15 protein-coding genes are annotated in these 19,158 nt (G+C 37.9%); all 15 read right to left on the reverse strand.

The features are described 5' to 3' along the window. Window positions 1-623, reverse strand: a 623-nt coding sequence (locus tag AWW78_RS10365; RefSeq protein WP_218059844.1) for a TonB-dependent receptor plug domain-containing protein, incomplete at its 3' end; no start/stop codon positions are given. Window positions 624-679: 56 nt separating this feature from the next. Then, window positions 680-3,880, reverse strand: coding sequence for a VPS10 domain-containing protein (locus AWW78_RS02835; protein WP_047134124.1), 3,201 nt, complete (start codon window positions 3,878-3,880; stop codon window positions 680-682). An 85-nt stretch (window positions 3,881-3,965) separates the two neighbouring features. Further along, complete coding sequence (gene ychF / locus AWW78_RS02840; RefSeq protein WP_047134125.1) at window positions 3,966-5,060, reverse strand: redox-regulated ATPase YchF; 1,095 nt, start codon at window positions 5,058-5,060, stop codon at window positions 3,966-3,968. A 21-nt stretch (window positions 5,061-5,081) separates the two neighbouring features. Beyond that, complete coding sequence (locus AWW78_RS02845; RefSeq protein WP_047134126.1) at window positions 5,082-5,621, reverse strand: hypothetical protein; 540 nt, start codon at window positions 5,619-5,621, stop codon at window positions 5,082-5,084. Between the two features lie 52 nt (window positions 5,622-5,673). Continuing rightward, complete coding sequence (locus AWW78_RS02850; RefSeq protein ID WP_047134127.1) at window positions 5,674-6,765, reverse strand: alkaline phosphatase; 1,092 nt, start codon at window positions 6,763-6,765, stop codon at window positions 5,674-5,676. Between the two features lies 1 nt (window position 6,766). After that, complete coding sequence (locus AWW78_RS02855) at window positions 6,767-7,285, reverse strand: class IV adenylate cyclase (protein WP_047134128.1); 519 nt, start codon at window positions 7,283-7,285, stop codon at window positions 6,767-6,769. 15 nt (window positions 7,286-7,300) lie between these two features. Further along, the gene (locus AWW78_RS10835; RefSeq protein WP_320410024.1) at window positions 7,301-8,536 is read right to left on the reverse strand and encodes a FlgD immunoglobulin-like domain containing protein; all 1,236 of its coding nucleotides are present in this window, start codon (window positions 8,534-8,536) and stop codon (window positions 7,301-7,303) included. Between the two features lies 1 nt (window position 8,537). After that, on the reverse strand, window positions 8,538-9,182 hold the full coding sequence (locus tag AWW78_RS10840) for a family 10 glycosylhydrolase (RefSeq protein WP_047134130.1): 645 nt from the start codon (window positions 9,180-9,182) through the stop codon (window positions 8,538-8,540). A gap of 78 nt (window positions 9,183-9,260) precedes the next feature. Next, the gene (locus tag AWW78_RS02870; RefSeq protein WP_047134131.1) at window positions 9,261-9,482 is read right to left on the reverse strand and encodes a hypothetical protein; all 222 of its coding nucleotides are present in this window, start codon (window positions 9,480-9,482) and stop codon (window positions 9,261-9,263) included. Between the two features lie 20 nt (window positions 9,483-9,502). Continuing rightward, window positions 9,503-10,111, reverse strand: coding sequence for an HNH endonuclease (locus AWW78_RS02875; protein WP_047134132.1), 609 nt, complete (start codon window positions 10,109-10,111; stop codon window positions 9,503-9,505). Next, window positions 10,104-10,928 (reverse strand): DNA-methyltransferase, encoded by an 825-nt coding sequence (locus AWW78_RS02880; RefSeq protein WP_047134133.1) that lies wholly within the window; start codon window positions 10,926-10,928, stop codon window positions 10,104-10,106. The genes AWW78_RS02875 and AWW78_RS02880 overlap by 8 nt, the downstream gene beginning before the upstream one ends. A 54-nt stretch (window positions 10,929-10,982) precedes the next feature. Next, window positions 10,983-11,378 carry a GIY-YIG nuclease family protein gene (locus tag AWW78_RS02885; protein ID WP_047134134.1) on the reverse strand — a complete coding sequence of 132 codons (396 nt, stop codon included), beginning with the start codon at window positions 11,376-11,378 and terminating at the stop codon, window positions 10,983-10,985. Continuing rightward, on the reverse strand, window positions 11,375-15,070 hold the full coding sequence (locus AWW78_RS02890; RefSeq protein ID WP_047134135.1) for a UvrD-helicase domain-containing protein: 3,696 nt from the start codon (window positions 15,068-15,070) through the stop codon (window positions 11,375-11,377). The genes AWW78_RS02885 and AWW78_RS02890 overlap by 4 nt, the downstream gene beginning before the upstream one ends. Continuing rightward, window positions 15,067-15,837, reverse strand: a complete 771-nt coding sequence (locus tag AWW78_RS02895) for a ribonuclease H-like domain-containing protein (RefSeq protein WP_047134136.1) — start codon at window positions 15,835-15,837, stop codon at window positions 15,067-15,069. The genes AWW78_RS02890 and AWW78_RS02895 overlap by 4 nt, the downstream gene beginning before the upstream one ends. Window positions 15,838-15,840: 3 nt before the next feature. Continuing rightward, window positions 15,841-19,119 (reverse strand): PD-(D/E)XK nuclease family protein, encoded by a 3,279-nt coding sequence (locus AWW78_RS02900; RefSeq protein ID WP_047134137.1) that lies wholly within the window; start codon window positions 19,117-19,119, stop codon window positions 15,841-15,843. Window positions 19,120-19,158 lie beyond the last annotated feature (39 nt).

Here is a 19,158-nt window from a genome sequence, read left to right on the forward strand (position 1 = left end):
TTTTGTACTGCGCTGTTTTCTCTCCAACCATCGAAATTAGATAAGGTACCATAGATAAGAGCATCTCCGTTTTCAAAATTTCTTCCAATTTTTAAATTGGATTGAAAAAGCCCAAAACTTCCAGCAGTTGAACTTAATTCAACAAATGAACCTCTTGGTTTAACAGTTTCAAAGTTAATAATTCCACCAGATGCGTTCCCAAAAAGGGTTGAAGAATTCGAGCGTATAACTTCTACTCTTTCAACCGCAAGAAGGTCCACGAAATCAAGCGAGGTTCTCCCGTCAGGTTCTGTCTCAGGAAAGCCATCGACAAGAATTTTAATTCCGCGTATTGTTCCTGCATTCGACTTATCTCCATAACCACGAGAGCCGAAGCCCCGAATTGTTATCCTAACATCTTGGGCTCCGGCTCTGCTTTGAACAAGAACCCCAGGGACATTTAAAACATCAGACAGCGATAACTTCCGCTTCAAACCGATATCATTAAAATCAACCATTGTCACAGCCATTGGTAAGTTCAAAACTTCTCCACCCGCACGATATGCCACGACTTCTACCTCTTCTTGCAAATAATATATCTTAACCGTGTCTTGTTGTTGCCCAAGACAAGCAAATGAACTCACCAAGAAAAACACTAAACAACATAACAGTTTAACTTTCAACTCCGATAAAACTTCGTTTATTTAGAAATAATATCAGCAGGTATCTCAAGCTCCTTCACAGCGCGATTAAACTCTGGAATATCCTTTTCAAGCACTTCTCTAAGTTTATTTAATTGAACATCGAGTCGCTTTGACAAATCCTCAAAAACTTCATACATCTGCTTGGGCGGTTTCGAGTCAGCACTCGCAACAGCGCTTGCAAGCGAAGCAAGCTTACCGTTCAACTTAACAGGATGATTTAAAAGGTCTTGTGAACTTTTTGCCTTATTTTGAGTTATTTCTCCCTCAATCGCCGTCAATTTCTCTTTTAAAGGTTTAACGAGCTTAACAACTTTCTCTTCATTTCCAGTCCCTTTCTCCCTTTCAACAAATGCATCCATCTGTTTAATTACATCTCTAATCGTGTTAACAGCCCTATTCGCATCGCTTAACCTATCCCTGATTTTTATCAAAAGATCGAATTGCTCTTTGAATTCTTCATTCGTCACATTAATCCTTGGATCTTTTTTAATTTCAAACCATTGAGTTAATCCTTTCTTTCCAACGATGAGCTTTACTTGATATCTTCCAGGAACAGCCACAGGACCTCTAATTGTTCCACCCCAATTCCAGAAACGAATATCTTTAAGGTTTTCTGCATCTGGATAGCGCATATCCCAAACAAATCTATTCATACCAGCTTCGGCTGGAACTCTTTGCGCTTCAGGTCCACCAGGAAACATCCCGAATTCTTCCGCAGCTGGCGTTGGTCTTTCTTCAGCAGGTTTACTTGAAAATGATTTTATCAGCTTTCCATTTTCATCGTAAAATTCAAGCTTCACCTCATCCTTCGGTTTTTCTTTAAAGTAATAGTAAACAATCACTCCATTGGGTGGATTTTGCCCAATCGAAGCACCAGGAACTCTGAAACCGCCACCTCCACGCATCCTATAAGCATCTCTCGGCTTAAAGAGATAAACATCTGAATTTGCAACCTCATCACCAAGTTGGTAAAGTGGAGTTAAATCATCGAGAACCCAAAATGAGCGTCCGTGCGTTGCAACAACGAGATCTTTTTCCCTCGCCTGGACTGCAATATCATAAATTGGGGTCACTGGTAAATTAAGTTGCAATGTTTGCCAATTTTCTCCATCATCAAATGAAACATAAATTCCATATTCGGTCCCAGCATAAAGTAACCCTTTTCGATTTGGATCAGCTCTAACAACACGAGTGAAGTGCCCATCGGGGATACCATTTACAATTTTCTTCCATGTCTTTCCATAATCCGTCGTCTTGAAAATGTATGGCTTGAAATCTCCAAGTTTATATCTCGTCGCTGCCACATAAGCTGTTCCAGCGTCAAAAGGAGACGGCTCTATTATGCTTATCAAACTCCACTCAGGCAACTCCTTCGGTGTAACATTAACCCATGTTTTCCCATTGTCAGTTGAAACATGAATAAGTCCATCATCAGAACCAGCCCATAAAACTCCCTTTTTAACAGGTGACTCCGCAAAGGCATAAATTGTGCAATAATATTCAGCCGTCGTATTGTCTTTTGTTATAGGACCACCTGATGGACCAATTTTTGAAGTATCGTTCCTTGTCAAATCCGGGCTTATAACTTCCCAACTCATACCTTCATCTGTGCTTCTAAAAACATGATTGCCAGTTACATACAAAACATTTGGATCATGAGGAGAAATAACAATTGGATATGTCCATTGAAAACGATATTTAATATCTTTAGCGCCACTCCCAATTGGTGACTCGGGCCAAACGCTTATGTTCTTAGTCTCTTTTGTCTTTTTATCAAATCTTGTAAGCAATCCTCCATAGCTTCCAGCATAGACTATATCGGGATTATCTGGTTTGACAGCGATGTAACCACTTTCACCACCACCAACTGGGAACCAGTCAGTTCTATCAATTCCAAAACCCGTTGTTCTGCTTGCAATTGCAACTGTCGTGTTATCTTGTTGAGCCCCGTAGATGTAATATGGAAACTGGTTATCAACAAGGACATGATAAAATTGTGCGGTTGGATAATCTTGCTCAGTCCATGTTAAGCCACCGTTAAATGTAACCGATGCACCACCATCACTCGCGTGGATCATTATATCAGGATTATTTGGATTTATCCAAAGGTCGTGATGATCACTGTGGGGTGTTCGGACAACATTAAAAGTTCTGCCACCATCAATTGATTTTAAGAATTGAACGTTTAAAACATAGACAACATCAGGATTTTTGGGATCAGCGAAAACATGCATATAGTAAAATGGTCTTTGCCAAAGTCGTTTGTCGTCATTTATTTTTCTCCAAGTTGCGCCACCATCTTCTGATTTAAATAGTCCACCATTTTCTGCTTCGACAAGAGCCCACACAAGGTCGGGTTTTGCTGGGGATACCGCAATTCCGATTCTTCCCTTTATACCTTTGGGGAAACCAGGATTATTTGAAATCTCAACCCACGTTTCACCGCCATCGGTTGATTTCCAAAGTCCACTTCCAGGACCTCCGCTTGAAAGCGTCCAGAAGTTTCTATAAACTTCCCACATCGAAGCATAAATCACGCGTGGATTTGTCGGATCAATCACAAGGTCAACAGCTCCAGTTTTCTCATCTTTGTAAAGAACCTTTTTCCACGTCTTACCTCCATCAGTTGATTTGTAAACACCACGTTCCGGGGACGGAGCGAAAGGATTTCCAAGTGCAGCTACAAAAACAATATTGGCATCTTTTGGATGGACACGAATTTTTGAAATAACCTTTGTTTCAGCAAGCCCAAGATGTTTCCATGTTTTCCCAGCGTCTTCAGATTTATAAACCCCATCACCAATCGAGATATTATTTCTCAAACATGCCTCACCCATTCCAACATAAATCACATTTGGGTCTGATTCAGCAACCGCAATTGCACCAACTGAACTTGATTTGAAAAATCCATCAGAGATATTAACCCATGTCACGCCACCATCCGTTGTTTTCCACACTCCACCACCAGTTGCTCCAAAATAGTAAGTCAAAGGTTGTTCAGGGTGCCCCGCAACTGCAATTGATCTTCCACCTCTAAACGGTCCAATCTCTCGCCATTGCATCGCTCGATATAAACTCGTGTCATACTTTAATGTGGTCGGTTTCGAAACCTGTGCGGGTTTTTTCTGCGAAACAGCAACGGAATAAACGGAATAAAAGATCATTAAAGTTATAAAAAGCAATCTTGCAAGTTTCATCTCAACGCCTCAATTTGTTTTTGAAGATTTTCAAAAAATTTTGACGAATTAGCAATGGAAAAATGTTTCAAACGCCCCACCCCTTTCAAGTCTGAAACCTGAATAAGATAACATCCCCATCTTGAACTATATATTCTTTTCCTTCAAACTTCACAAGCCCATGTTCTCTAAGCGCATGTTCCGAACCATATTTTACCAGTTCATCCCACCGCATGATTTCAGCCTTTATAAATCCTTTTTGAAAATCTGAGTGAATCTTACCAGCTGCCTCATAAGCAGTTGTTCCCCTTTTGACAGCCCAAGCTCTAACCTCATTTTCATTTCCAGTGAAAAAAGTTATAAGATCAAGCACCTCATAACCAGCTTTCACCACTTTATTTAAACCAGGTTCATCAAGTCCAAGCTCTTTTAAAAATTCCCTTCTTTCCTCCTCGGTTAATTGAGCAAGTTCTGCCTCAAGCTTTGCACATATGACAAGAACAGGGACTCCCTCACTTTGAGCTATCTTTACAACCTCATCAACATATTTATTTCCCTTCAAACCCGCTTCGTCAACATTTGCGACATAAATGAAACGTTTGTTCGTAAGCAAGTGAAGTTCATCAATTAACGCTTTATCCTCTGGATGAAATTTAAATGAACTTGCAAACTTCCCATTGTTTAAATGAGAAAGTAAATCCTCATAAATTGAAAGCTGATGCTGAGCTTTTTTATCTCCACTTCTTGCGATATTTCTAATTTTTTCAATTCTTCTCTGAATCGTTTCAATGTCCTTCAAAATTAACTCCATCTCAACAATCTCAATATCACGTCTGGGATTAACATCGCCGTTGACATGCGCTACATTCTCATCCTCAAAACATCTCACAATGTGGATTATCGCATCGACCTCACGAATATGGGCAAGAAATTGATTTCCAAGACCTTCACCCTTGCTCGCTCCTTTGACAAGCCCAGCAATATCAACAAATTCAATAACAGCTGGCGTCACCCCACGCTTGGGATTGAAAACCTTTCCAAGCAATTTTAATCTTTCATCAGGAACAGGAACAACGCCAAAGTTTGGATCGATTGTACAGAAGGGATAATTTTCCGCAGGGACGCTTGAAAATGTGAGTGCATTAAAAAGCGTTGACTTACCAACATTGGGCAAGCCAACTATACCACATTTAAATCCCATAAGAACTTTTTATATGAAGTTTCAATAATTCTCCTCATCATCAAAATAATCATCTTCATCAGCTGGGAATTCGATGTCTCTACTGGTTTTCATATTCATGCCCCGCATTATCTCAGAGAGAAACGAAAGATATGCTCTTGGGTTTTCCTTTGACATCTGAAGTTTGATTGTCTCAATCAATCCTTCAATTGCATTTATAATATCCTTGCTCGAATAATTCAAATCATTCTCTTCAATGTGCTCCCCAATCTTCGAAACAATATTCCAATGTATCACATCAGCATCCTCAGTTAACTCATCCCTCACCTCTTGAAGAAGCGTCTCAAACGATTTAGACTTAATCACATGAACCAAGTCTTTCAGAGAAGAAACAAGATAACTGTCCGTCAATTTATCACCTTGATTCTCAAAAATTTTATCAACTTCATAAATTGCATATTCAATCACGGGCAAAATCTCAATCGATCTCTCATCTAACTCTTTAAGCTTACGACCTTTTCGAGCAGGAGTTTTTTTCTTGCTCTCTTTCTTTTGTAAAGATTTTTTGCCTGCACGACTCATGACTTACCTTCACCTCTTTTAACTAAATTTTTAACTTCGCAACCCAATTTAATTACTTTTTGAGATATTCAAAAATTATCTTTCCTATCAGCGTATTATCTCCAAATCCCGCAAAAGCACCAGCCCCAGGCCCAAAGGCAAAAACTGGAACCATTATCCCAGTATGATTTTTCGTAACAAATTTCCCTTCAACTTTTTTATCATTAACAGAACCGCCAACAAGCGCATAACCACCGGTTTCATGATCCGCAGTAACAATTACAAGCGTATTTCCATCCTTTTGAGCAAAATCAAGAGCAACACCAATTGCATCATCGAAGTCAGCCATCTCTTTCAAAATTTGTTCACTGTTATTGTCATGACCTGCCCAATCAATCTGTGAACCCTCAACCATCAAGAAAAATCCGTCTTTATCCTTTGATAAAAATTCTATCGCCTTCTTCACCATCTCCGCAAGCGTCGGCTTTCTATCCGGTGCATAAGGTGGATGATTCTCAGCGAACAAACCAATTAACTTGTTAACTTTATCTATGTTGAGATTGTAAAATTCCTCCGGTTTTGAAATGTAGGTATATCCACGTTTCTTCATAACTTCAATTAAATTTTGCCCATCTTCTCTCCTTCCACCCTCCGACTTAGGTAAAAACCATCCCCAACCAGAGCCAAGATAAATATCTGCGTTCGCCTCCTTTGCAATCTGCTCTGCGATCTCAATTTGCATATTTCTATTCGGAACATGAGCTACAAACGCTGCCGGGGTTGCATGAGTTATCGCACAAACGACAACAATCCCCGTTGATTTTCCAATTTTACTAGCATATTCAAGAACAGTTTCCCTTTTCTCACCATTACAATCAATCCCAATGCTAACATTCTTCGTCTTATATCCAGTGCTCATCGCAGTTGCCCCAGCTGCCGAATCAGTGATATATTCATCGCATGAATGCGTAGTTAAAAGACCCACAACTTTCATCTTTTCAAGATTTAACTGACCTTTGAAAGTTTTACCAGCGCTTATCTGCGCAAGACCCATACCATCTCCAATCATCAAAATTATATTTTTCGGTTTGACCAATTGCTGCGCATACAAATTCAGCGCAAAAATTAACAAAAATAAAAGGAGCAAAAGCCTAAAGCGTCTCATTTCATTTCTCGTTTTGTTTTTGAAGTAAAAGATCAGAATACGAAACCTTTATAAAGTCTTCCTGCTTTAAAGCAAATTTGTTTATCAAAAACTTCATCAAATCTTCAGATTGTTTTTCATCGCCACTATAAATTACCTCAAACTCAATAAAATTTCCAAGCCCAGAAACATTATCAATATGAATTCTTGCGTTCTTGAAAATATAAACCTTCCTTCTCTTCTCAACGATTACCTTAATACCCCAAGCCTTCACAAGCAAATTCTTTAAATTCGCCGAATCGCTTAACTTAACAACTTCATAATCGCTCCACCTCTCAAACCCATCCTCAACCCTGTGATAAAAGATAAGCTCCGCAAACCCCGAATCAAATTCTCTCAATTTCAATCTTCCATTTTTGACATTAAAATAAGTATCAACCTGAAAAAATTCACCTTCAAAGATTGCTCCAATCTCAAGAGCGACTTTCTCCGCAGCGGAAAGATTATTTATCCTTGCTTTTACTTCTAAATTTCTCGGCATTTGGAAAGATTTTGTTTACTTTAAAAGTGAAACCTTTTGCGATTTTGAAAAAACTATTTTCCCATTTTTAAAAGCGTTCATCCTACATAGATAAATACCGCTTGCAACCTCATTACCTTTCTCATCTTTCCCATCCCAATAAATTTGATATACACCGCTTCGATGAAACCCTAAAGTAATTTTCTTCACTTCTCTTCCCATAAGATCAAAAATTCTCACATCGACAAAAGATGCCTCTGGAACGCTATATCTAAAATTAACTACTGAATTAAACGGATTCGGATATCCTGGGGAAAGGGTATATTCCATCACTATAAATTCAACACCGACACGCGTAATGACTGAGCCTGATGGTTGACTTTCATTTTTCAATCGATCAAGCGATGTCACAACATAAGTATAAATTTTCGACGTATCAGGTATTTTATCAGTGTAAATGTTAACGGATAATGCAGATGGAACAATTGCTATTATATTTGCCGGATCACTTATATTGACCATTCCATCTCCCTCGCTTCTGTAAACAACATAATATGCAGGTTTTTCACCATCACTTGCCGGCTCCGGATTAGACCAAACAAGTTGCCAAACATCCGAAGATATCTTCCTTATCGACAATCCAATAGGTGGATTAGGTGGGATGCTATCCTTCCAAGGCATCGGTGGCACAATGGAAAAGGTTTTATACTGATTTAACTTCAACGAATCGATGTAATTTTTCACATTTGTATACCTGAAAATAATGTTGCCCTTTGTCGCTATACTTCTCGTAAAATTTATTTCATCCGAAACCTCGCTGTAAGGATTATCTCCATAAATTCCAATGTAAACATGCTTGCCCCACATATTTGCGTTCCAATCCTGCGCTATAACCCTGAAATCATAATCTGAGCCGATGTCCCAATAAACTTGCGGTGCATGATAATCAATGATCCCAAGTTGTGCCCACTTTCTTGGGTCGCTTCTACCATCGCGATAAACATCGAAAAACGCTTGATTTATCGGGAGCAACCAACCTTTGTATATTCCTGGCGTCGTCGTGCCAACCTTAACCCACGGTTTTAATTTTTTAACTGTGTCATAGACTGCTCTTACAAATCTTTCAATCGAAAGGCGTGCGAAATCATCCCTTGACAAGCCATATGGATTCCCATTTACAGTATCGCTTCTATTGGAAAAGTAATAATTGAACGAATCACCATAAGTGTAAGCTCCGGGAAAACGAATGTAGTCGAAATGAATTGCGTCAATATCATAATTTTTTTACAAGTTCAACGACGACGCTCACAAGATAATTTCTCACAAAAGGATTTGCAGGATCAAGCCAAATAAGTTTATAACCATTTCCTGAGATCAGCCACTCACCCTGTGAATTTTTTGCGAAAAGTTTAGTATTCCAACGGTTATTTTCATCAATTGCAATATGCCTTGGCTGTGAAATAGCTAAACGATAGCTCGTGTCAGGCAATGTTAAAAGATTATAAACATTCATCCATGCATGAACCTCAATCCCATATTGTTTCGCTTTTTGAATTAGATATTTCAACGGGTCGTAAAACTGCGGTGGATTTTCCTTTGTTCCAGGCGGCGTGCCGAGATTTGGATATAATGTTCCATCTTGATCTACCATCAAAGGTGAGGTAAGGAATGAAGCCCATGGAACTAAACTTGATTCATAATACGCTTGACCGCGTGCGAGCACTTGGAAAATTATAGCGTTAAATTTCCCATATCTTGCAAATTCAACGATCCCATCAAGCTCCTGTTTCTGTTGAGAAGCCAGATTAGAAAGAGGAAAGTCAAGACGACTCGCCGCAACCCACAATCCCCGAAATTCAAATTTTGGCTGCGCAACTATTGAAACGGTAAATAAAAAAATAAAGTAAATGTGCTTCATAATCACATCAATTTGTTTTATTGCTTTAATTTAACCCAAGCCACCCCAATTCTGCAAGAGAGAAAAATATAGGTGCAACTATTTCAACTTAAACTTTTTGATTTGCTCTCGTATCCAATCCCAATCGGGATTTCCATAATTGAAAAAACATTTGAAATTATCTTTTAACCAGTCATATACATCGATTTCAAGATATTCTCTAAATACATCAACAAGATCGTCCATCGATATATCTCCAGGCACCTCATACTCTTGGACTGCATCCTCAAGAAATTCTTTTACTATCTCTCTGTCTATCATAACTCCCTCTTTTTATGGGTTTATTTTGACTCCCTAAATTTGCGATCTGGTCTTTTTATATGGCTATTTATACCATATTTATCGTAAACATCAAAAATCTCTTCGCAGAATTTGATCATCCTTTTATCATTTTTTTCTAATGCTTCCTGGTATAACCTAATTAGAAATCTTTTCCCGAACTCTGTTTGGGAATAATTCTTTTTAAGGAGATTATGCTCTGAACACAAAGTTTGGCCATTCTCTATCGTGTTAGTGCCACCTTTATCAAGTGGAATTTTATGATCTGCGTGTATCTCTACCCCATCTTCCTTGCCACGCCCACAAACAATACATTTATATCCATCTTTTTTGAAAATTGCTTCTTTCACATCCGGGGGAAAATCGTGCAACTCCTTTTTCTGAATTAAGTCAGGATCATACTTGTAAACCCCCTTTCTCACTTTTATTAAAAAACCCTCCTGATATAGTCTGCGAATTCCTCGCCAAATATCCCTTGGCTTCCTACCATATAATTTCAAATACTGTTCCTCTACCCAATCAACAACAGGTCCATGCTGTAATTCCTTTTTAGGATGTTTCCGAAAATACTCCATTATTAAGTCACTAATCGTTTTTTTCGCTTTAGCCATTTATTTTACTCCCTTTGTCTATTTCCAATTTGAGCTGGTTTATTTGTGCCTCTTTTATAAGTCTATTCTTAGCGAGCTCACAATAATTTTTATCAATTTCAACCCCAATCCCTTTTCTATTAGTTAAAACACAAGCAATTAAAGTTGAACCACTTCCAAGAAAAGGATCAAGCACAGTATCACCAACGAAACTGAATAACTTTATACATCGTTTGGGTAATTCCACAGGAAATGGCGCCGGATGGCCAATCCTTTTTTTACTCTCGCCCATAAAATTCCACACTCCATTAGTCCACTCTATAAACTCCTCTTTACTAATGTCTGATTTCCCACTACCACTAATCTTTTTCCATCTTTCTTTGTAAAGAACAACGATAACCTCAACTGGGGCAATAACAAAAGGTGCTGAAGCAGAAAGCCATGAACCCCACGCGGTTCTTTTTGAAATATTCTGTTCGTTCCAGATGATTGTAGAGTGATACTTCCATCCCACACGCTTTGCAATTGTTACAATATCAGCATAAACACTTTGCTGACCTCCTTTATTTTTATCAAGCGGTATGTTCAAACACATTCTACCATCAGGTTTGCTAACCAAATAAGCTTTCTCAAGCCACTTCTCAGAAAATTCAAGATATTTTTCATAAGGGATATCATCCTTGAAAGAGTTATAATTTATATCAACATTGTAAGGGGGCGAAGTCACGATTAAATCTATCGAATTTGGGGGTATAATCGATGTAGTTAAGAAATCATCATGAATTATCACTATATCCCCCTTCTCAAAATAAATCTTTCCTCTTTGAGAGCTTCCCATGAAGTTAATTTAACGCCTGTTTTTTATTTAAGTTATAAAGGCACCAATAAAAAATCAAATGTATCGATTAAATCCAATCCCCTTAATCAAACTTTCAAACTTTTTCTCGTCATCCACATAAAACAAATGCCCAAGACAATTGCAATCTGAACTACCGAACCCCTTCACCGCTTTAAAGCCGAAAATCGACATCTTTCTTGCGGTTTCATGCTCAAAAGCACCATCAGAATAAAATACCTTTTTAATCTCCACCCCCTTGCTGTTCAAAAGATAATCAATATGCCAAAACAACTTCTTTTTCTTTAACAAATGCCTTTTTATCCTATGTTCAAAATTTAACTTGGCAGACCCAACATAAGCATAATAGCCGGAGCTAAACTTCACAACACCCAATTTCCCAACGACTTTATTAACTTCCCTCTTAACAAAAATTAACAAAATATATATCATACCTCACTCCCAATACATCTTCCGCCTCTAAAATATCCACAATAATTGCAATGCTCTTTGAAATCAGAAGAAATTGAAACACCCGAATCTAAATCCATCCTTTTTATGTCTGCGACAAACTTCTTAATTCTACCCTCAACTTCCACTAATGTCTCGTTCGTATGTGTGATTTCAATAGGTGAATCAGGAAACTTCGTAAACAAAATATAAGAACGAAAAACTTTTTGCTTAGGACAAAGCTTGCTCAAAAGGTAGGAATATATGCTAAGCTGAACCTCATATTCTTTTCTCCTCACATCGATCTCGTCAAGGCTAATATCATCGGTTTTGAAATCAACTATCTCCCACTCACCATTCACCTTATATAATCTATCAATTCTCCCAATTAGATACGCATCTTCAAATTTCATGGTTATCCCATACTCCGTATGATATTCCTCAGCTGAAAAAACTCTTTTACCAAACTCCGAGTTCAAAACTCTTTTAACCTCACTAATAACATAATCCCAAAGAGCTTTCGCCTTTTTCTCATTTGAAATCCCATTCTCACGAATTACAAACCAAGCAAGATCACCGAGTTTCTCTTCATCAAACTCACCTCTCCATCTTTCAAGGATCTGATGAACAATTCTACCTTTAACCGTCCCAACAATCTCATCCTTAAAATCGTCTTCATAAGGCACCGAAGCGATGTCTTCAAAACCCTCATCGAGAACAAATTCTTTCCTCGGCTCAGGAAGCCCAAGCCGAAACTTCAAATAAAACTTCATTGGACAGAGCGAAAATGTTTGCAACTGCGTGGCTGCGAAAAATTCACCGTAAGGTTTAGATTCAAGCGGTTCAACGAAAATCTTATCCTCGTCAATATCAACATCAACCGAACTTTTAAAAGAACTAACAACAGGCTCAGTGAAATCATGAGTATGCCTGTAAACCTTAACCTTTACAGTATAATCCAATTCTCCTTTATCTTTAAATGTTATCCTTGTGGGAATCTTAACCTCGGGAATATAATCGATTTTATCCCTCACATCAAGAGCGCTCAAAACCCAATCAAGATATGTATCCTCACTCTTAGCGCCGTAAGCTCCAGAAATTATCAACATATCCCTTGCCCTTGTCATCGCAACATACAGAACTCTTTTCTCCTCCGCTATTGTCTTATGATTTCTTATGAGCCGATGAACGGAATTAATCGGCAATCCCTGCGCATCCCCTTCAACTTCATTTTCATTTCTATACCTGATCCCAAGACCAATCCCATAGTCAACATCAATGTTATATCTTTCCCTCGAACGAACCTTAAACTTTTTGCCAAGGAATGGCAAAACGACAACGGGAAACTCAAGTCCCTTCGCAGCATGAATCGTCATTATCTGCACAGCATTGATCCCAACTTGAACACTTGCTTGACCCTCTCGTAGATGTTCTTCCGAAAGGAATTTAAGTTGCTCAACGAAGTCATAAAGATTATTTAATCCCCTCGACTCGAAATCTCTGGCGATATCGATTAACTTCTGAATGTTTGCAATTATTTGATCTCCCCTCCGCATCGGCAAGACCGAACCGTTATACATAGTGTTTTTAATTATCCTCTGAATTAAAGATGGGATCGATATCCTGTTTGCAACTTTCAAATCATCTGTTAAAATTTCAACAGCATATCTTAACCTATCCGATGGCACTGGCTCACTTGTCCGATTTACATAATCACGCACCTTTTCCCAGAAGTTTAAACCTTGACCATAAACTGAAACTTTGAAGATTTCCGCATCGCTTACGCCGAAAAACGGCGAGCGTAAAATCCCAACAAGTGCAACTTCATCATTTGTGTTGACAAGAAACTTTAAATAATTCATGAAATCGTAAATCTCCTGCGTCTGATAAAACCCAATCCCACTTGAAACTATGTAAGGAATTCCCAACTCAATAAAAGCGTTCTCAAGCGGTTTCAAAACATCTCTATTTCTTATCAAAACAGCGATGTCCCCAGCTTCAACCCTGCTTCTTTCACCATTCTTATAAACATATACATCCTCATCCTGAAGCAAACTTAAAATCCTCCTTCCAACAAACCTCGCCTCTTCAAGTTCATCGGAACTACCATCTTTACTGTCATCTTTCTTTACGACAAGAATTTCAACAACGCCATCATCGTCAACTTCCCTTCCAACAATAATTGGCTTGTACTCAACTTCATGAACGCTTATCCTCTCACCCATAATTTTGCTAAACACATGATTAACAAATCCCGCAATCCCCTTCAAAAGCCGAAAACTTTCCCCCAAATATATCTCCTCCCCATCCTCTCTGCTTCGAATTTCCCTCCTCGTCCTGTCAAAAACCTCAACATCCGAACCCCTAAATCCATATATACTTTGTTTATCATCTCCAACCACAAAAAGTTTTATCTTTTCTAGAAAATCCTTTATCAAACTCTTCACGATCTCATACTGCAAATAATTCGTGTCTTGATATTCATCGATCATTATGTATTTAAACCTCTTTGAAAGCTCACTTCTAACATCTTCATTCCTTTCAAGCAATTCCCTGACCTTCAACTGCAAATCTTCAAAGTCAAGATATCCATTTTGAATTTTAAAGCCTTCGTATTCACGGACTATCTCGTCATAAAGTGAAATTATCAACCTTGTATCACCAACATATTGACGGTGAAAATTTTTAAACTCATCAAACCTGTCAATATATAAATCTCTTACGTCGTTATAAACCCTTTTTAAAATTTCAAGCACCCGCAAAGCCTCTGCTTGCACCTCTGGTCGTCTGCCACTTAGCAATTTTTCAACCTTACTTCGCAATTTCAATTCATCTGTAAAAATTATTTCGGAAGCAGCATTAAAAACTTGGTATGCGGTTGCGATATCACCACTTTCCATCGCATTTTCAAACTGGGAAGCGAACCCACGAAATTTAATGCTTGAATCAGTAGCTTCGTAAAAAATATGCCCAACCAAACTCCTAAAGATATTCACCATCCTGCTTCCCTCAAAAACCTTAAAAACATATCCAAAAATTTTATCTTTCCACATATCAATTATCTCGTCATCGCTTTTGACCAAATAAATATCTCGCTTGACCTTCTCAACAAGCTCTCTTGAAGAAACGATCTTTTTTATGAACTTATAAAAGTTGTTTATCCCCATACGATCAACTATATCCAAAAGCTGAGCTGACTTTTCATCTCTTTGAGCTAAAAACTTTTTAATCCTATCCTCAGTGATTATATCAATCACTCGATCCCGCTCCGCTCCTTCAAGCACAGTGAAATTAGGATCGACCCCCGCTGATACGGCAAACTCCCTGAGAATTCTCGCACAAAATGAATGAATAGTCCCAATCACAGCGGATGGCATAGCATCTCTTAACTTCTCAAACTTTCTCAACTCGTCGATATCATTTGCATCCATTGCCTCTTTTATCCTTTTCTCTATAGCTTCCGTCGCTCTCTTTCTCAGTTCGCTTCCAGCCTTTTCAGTAAAGGTTATAACCACGATGCTTTCAACGATATCGCTGAAATCATCAGTTGGAGCTGGAACAGAATTGATAAGCTCTTCAAGCGTCTTGATGTATTTTTCAATTAAAACTGTCGTCTTGCCAGAACCTGCGCTTGCGGTGACAGACAAATGTTTTGATGATTTTACAGCTCTTTCCTGTGATTCGGTTAATCTCATAATCCTTTGGTGTTTCCAATGTTTTTTGGATTTAAAAATTGCTCCCACCTGAAAAATAACTCCGCTTCAGCAATTATATCATACATGCAGTATTGCGCTATTTCTTTAAATCTACCTTCGTTGAAAAGTTGATTTATATCATGACCAGTTATTCCATGCGATTTCGGACTTTCTATATTGAAAACTTTGCAGTAAAAATCAAGCGAAAATTTTCTCGTCAATCCGAAAAATGTAAACTCCTCAAGCAAATCAATATGCGGTTCACGCTTTGTCCTGTTATATTCCATTAGATCACGGCTCGGCTTTATGCCAAGTATTGCAGACCTCAACATCAAAAACGGACAATCAAACCCACGACCGTTAAATGTTATAAATGTCTTAAACTTCGAAATATATCCCCAAAACTTTTGAATTATCTCAGCCTCACTTCCAGAAATGAATTTTATCTTCACTTTGTCTTTCCTCGATTCATCCGAAGCAAAAACATTTATCACCTTATCAATTTCATATTCCCATTCCTCTTTCTCGTTCGCTTGATAAAGCACCACACCTTGTGACGAATCAACATTTAACATTCCAATTGCCACAACTTGTGCAGTCAACGGATAAAGATTTAACCTCTCTATCACCTTCGCTCGTTCTTTTTCACGCTTTTCTTCACTCTCTTCTTCCTCCGCAAATTTCATCAAATATTCATATTGAACATCGTCAAAAACATCAATCGGGAAACCAGATGTTTCAATGTCAAACAAAACACGCCCCTTCATCTCTTAACCCCAGCTTTTTATTTGAACCCCGAATTTAACCTCATTAATTCTACAAATTTCAATATACGGGCAGTTGCCACATATGCTCTGCAGAGATTCATCATGTTCCGTTAAATTGAACTTACCTTCAATGATTCCATCCACAAACTGATTCGCTTTACCAACCGCTTCATCAATCTTTTGCTTGAATATTTCCTTATTGAAATAATTACTTTCTCTACTTCTCCTAATTTTTTCCTGAATTAACACAGCCTTACTTTTAACATCACGCCGAACAATATAATTATATCCCCCAATTCCTTCTAACTCTCTCTCCTTCAGTTTAAAAATTTCCTCAGCAATTTTTATATAAAGCGGAATTTGAAGATGAATCCCTTTCTCAATTTGCTCCTGATTCACATAACCACTGCCCGTCTTGTAATCGTAAACTATGAACTCATTATTAGCGACATCAATTCTATCAATCTTTCCTTGAATTTTTACCCTCCCAAGTTCAATTGGGTCATTGATTGAAAGTTCTCTATCGCTATTTCTTCTTGCACCAACCTTTGGACCAAATGCAACTTCAAAATAAGTTGGCTTGAAATTTAAACTCATATTTTGTTCATTCTTGACAAAAGCAACAACGCTTCTCTCAAGCTCCCTAACCTCAATTTCCCAAAGTGGATGGCTTATCTCAAACTCACGAACTTTCTTTTTGGCTATTTCTTTGATCAAGGAGAGTGCACCATCAACATCATCACGAACAAGTTTTCCTGTCTCACGCCACCTCGTGTAAAACTCGTAAAGAACCTCATGGTAAAGGATTCCACGCTCAATCGGAGTGAGAAGTTCCTCTATCTCCTCAACGCCTTTTAACCCGAGAACTCTTTCAACGAAATACCTATATGGGCACTTACCGTATGTCTCAATCTGTGAAATTGAAAAAATCTTCCTTTCATGCTCCCCAAGCTTTCTTCTCTCTTCTTCATAAACTGGTTTCACAATGCCCTCATATTCAAGATAGTCCCCCTCATGAGTTTCACTTCTGCTTATGTTTATTCTGGAAATATCAAAAACACGCTTGAGGCTATCCCCATAATTTTCAACAAGCTTTGAAAATTTTCGCTCAATGAAATCAAATGAGTTTAAATTTTCAGAGTTAAACTTTAAAAATCTACCGTAGCGCTCATAAAGTTCATCCGCTGAATAAATCCAATCTTTAAAAGCGGACGAGTCAACAGTTTCAAAGTCTATCACCTGTTCAAGTGAGTCAATAAATCTTGATCTGACAAGCTCATTATCGTTATCAGTTCTTGGATATGTCATATAAAGATGTGATTTGAAATTCACAGCGCCTTGGTAGAAAAGATATCGTTCGTCAAGTTTGTGCATCTTTCTTGTCTTTCTTAAACCCTCGCTTAAAAAAACTTCTGGCTCATATACTGAAGGGAATTCGGTGTCCACAAGCCCAGCAATTATCATCACATCGAAATTTAATCCTCTTGTTTCCTCAAGCGTTGTGACATAAACTCCGTAACCAAATTTTTGCCTTATGTTATAACGAGCCCTCGGGAGCGCCCTTTTTATTAAGTCGACATAATACTTCAGACCATACTTCTCCCTTCGTCTCATATTAAATTCAAAAACTTCAAGAAGTTCATCCAGTGTTTCAATAAACTTCTGATAAGCTCTTGCATCACGCTCAATCTCATCGTGAGTTGCAATTTTTCTCGGAACCTTTAAAATTTGCTCATTAACTTTAAGATCGGCAAGAATTCCATAAAGATTATCTCTGAACTCCGACGGCGTCATTGGTTTGTTAAACTTATCAACAACCTTAACCATAAGATCTTCGAAATCGAATAATGCACTTTCAAAAATCTCCTTTTCCTTTTGAATTTGCTCATACTCATCTTGATCATTGGTCATTTCAAGCTTTGATTTTAATATCTCAATTCTCCTTTTAACTCTCTCATACCAAACTTCCCTGCCATTTTTAATCTTGAGCTCCTTTGAAACTATATAAATGTTTTCCGCTTTTAATTCCCTTCCAACAACGGATGAAAAATCAAAGTAAGGACTCATCAAAACTTTTATTATATCGTTTATCCGATAATCATTGATTGGGATCTCAAGTAGTGAAACTATCGAAGAAACAAGGGGAGAACGCTCAAGATAAAATCTATCCGTGATGTTTGCAGGAATTCCATAGATAGCAAAAATTTCCCTGAAAAGATTTGTATATTTATCAGGTCTGTAAGTAGCTACACAGATTTTGCTTAAATCTATATCTGGTCTTTCGCTGACAATTTTTTTAATCACCCGTGCTATCGTTCTGACCTCGTCGATTCTATCACTTGCCTCAATAAGCGTCACATATCCCTTCGCATCATACTTGCCTTTAAAATTTGAACCGATGTAATTGAAAAGATACTTATTTAAATGCCTCGCAAATTTATCGTTCTCCGTTTTAGGTCTCACCTCATACCTTTTAAATCCAGCGTCCACGAGCCTATTATAACATTCATCAAGGTGTCCGAAAAGGTTGTTATTTTTTTCAAAGTAGTCAAAAAAGATGACGGTTGATAAATCATGAACCTTTGTTAAGATCTTTATCAAATTTGTCTCAGGCAGACGAAACATCGAAAAACCTTCAATGAAAACTAAATCAACATTGTAAAATGCGCTTCTGAAAATTGAGTTAACATTCTCCCAATTTAATATATCGTTCAACTCTTTGAAAATCCCAGGAACATCGATAAAACCATTGCTCATTAGAAATCCCTCATACCGTTCATAAATCCTCACAAGATCCTGAAGTTTTATCCTGTCCTCGATCTTTTCAACTTTCTCAATTTCTTCATACAACTTTGCTGGATAAATTCCATCTTCTTTTAGTCCAATTATGGTATCGATGATCCTATTTAAAGTTCCTCTTGGAAGTTCCTTTTGCCCCACCTGCCCAGGTGGTTTGAAATATGTAAGCTCATCAATTATATCTTCAATTGCAATTTGAAATAAAAGAGATTGAATTGTTTCTGATATCAGGCGCTTTGGTTTTTCAAGATTAGCGCTGTAATATAATCTTCGCGCAAAAAGTTCAAGCGTGAAAAGATTAATCTCTGGCATAACCCCATTATTAGAAAACTCAAGCAACTCCCTTCGCAATTCCCTTATCTTTCTTCGCGTCGGAACGATATAAACAAAGGTATCAAATTTTCCAGCCCTTATTCTGCGCTCTATTTCTTTTTTTATATCCGCTACCCTCGTCCCTGGGGGAAAGCTCAAAATTACGCTCATTGCGTGAGAAATTTTGTTTAACCTCTGAAAAATTTAACC

This window comes from Candidatus Kryptonium thompsonii (assembly GCF_001535985.1).
Classification (GTDB): domain Bacteria; phylum Bacteroidota; class Ignavibacteria; order Kryptoniales; family Kryptoniaceae; genus Kryptonium; species Kryptonium thompsonii.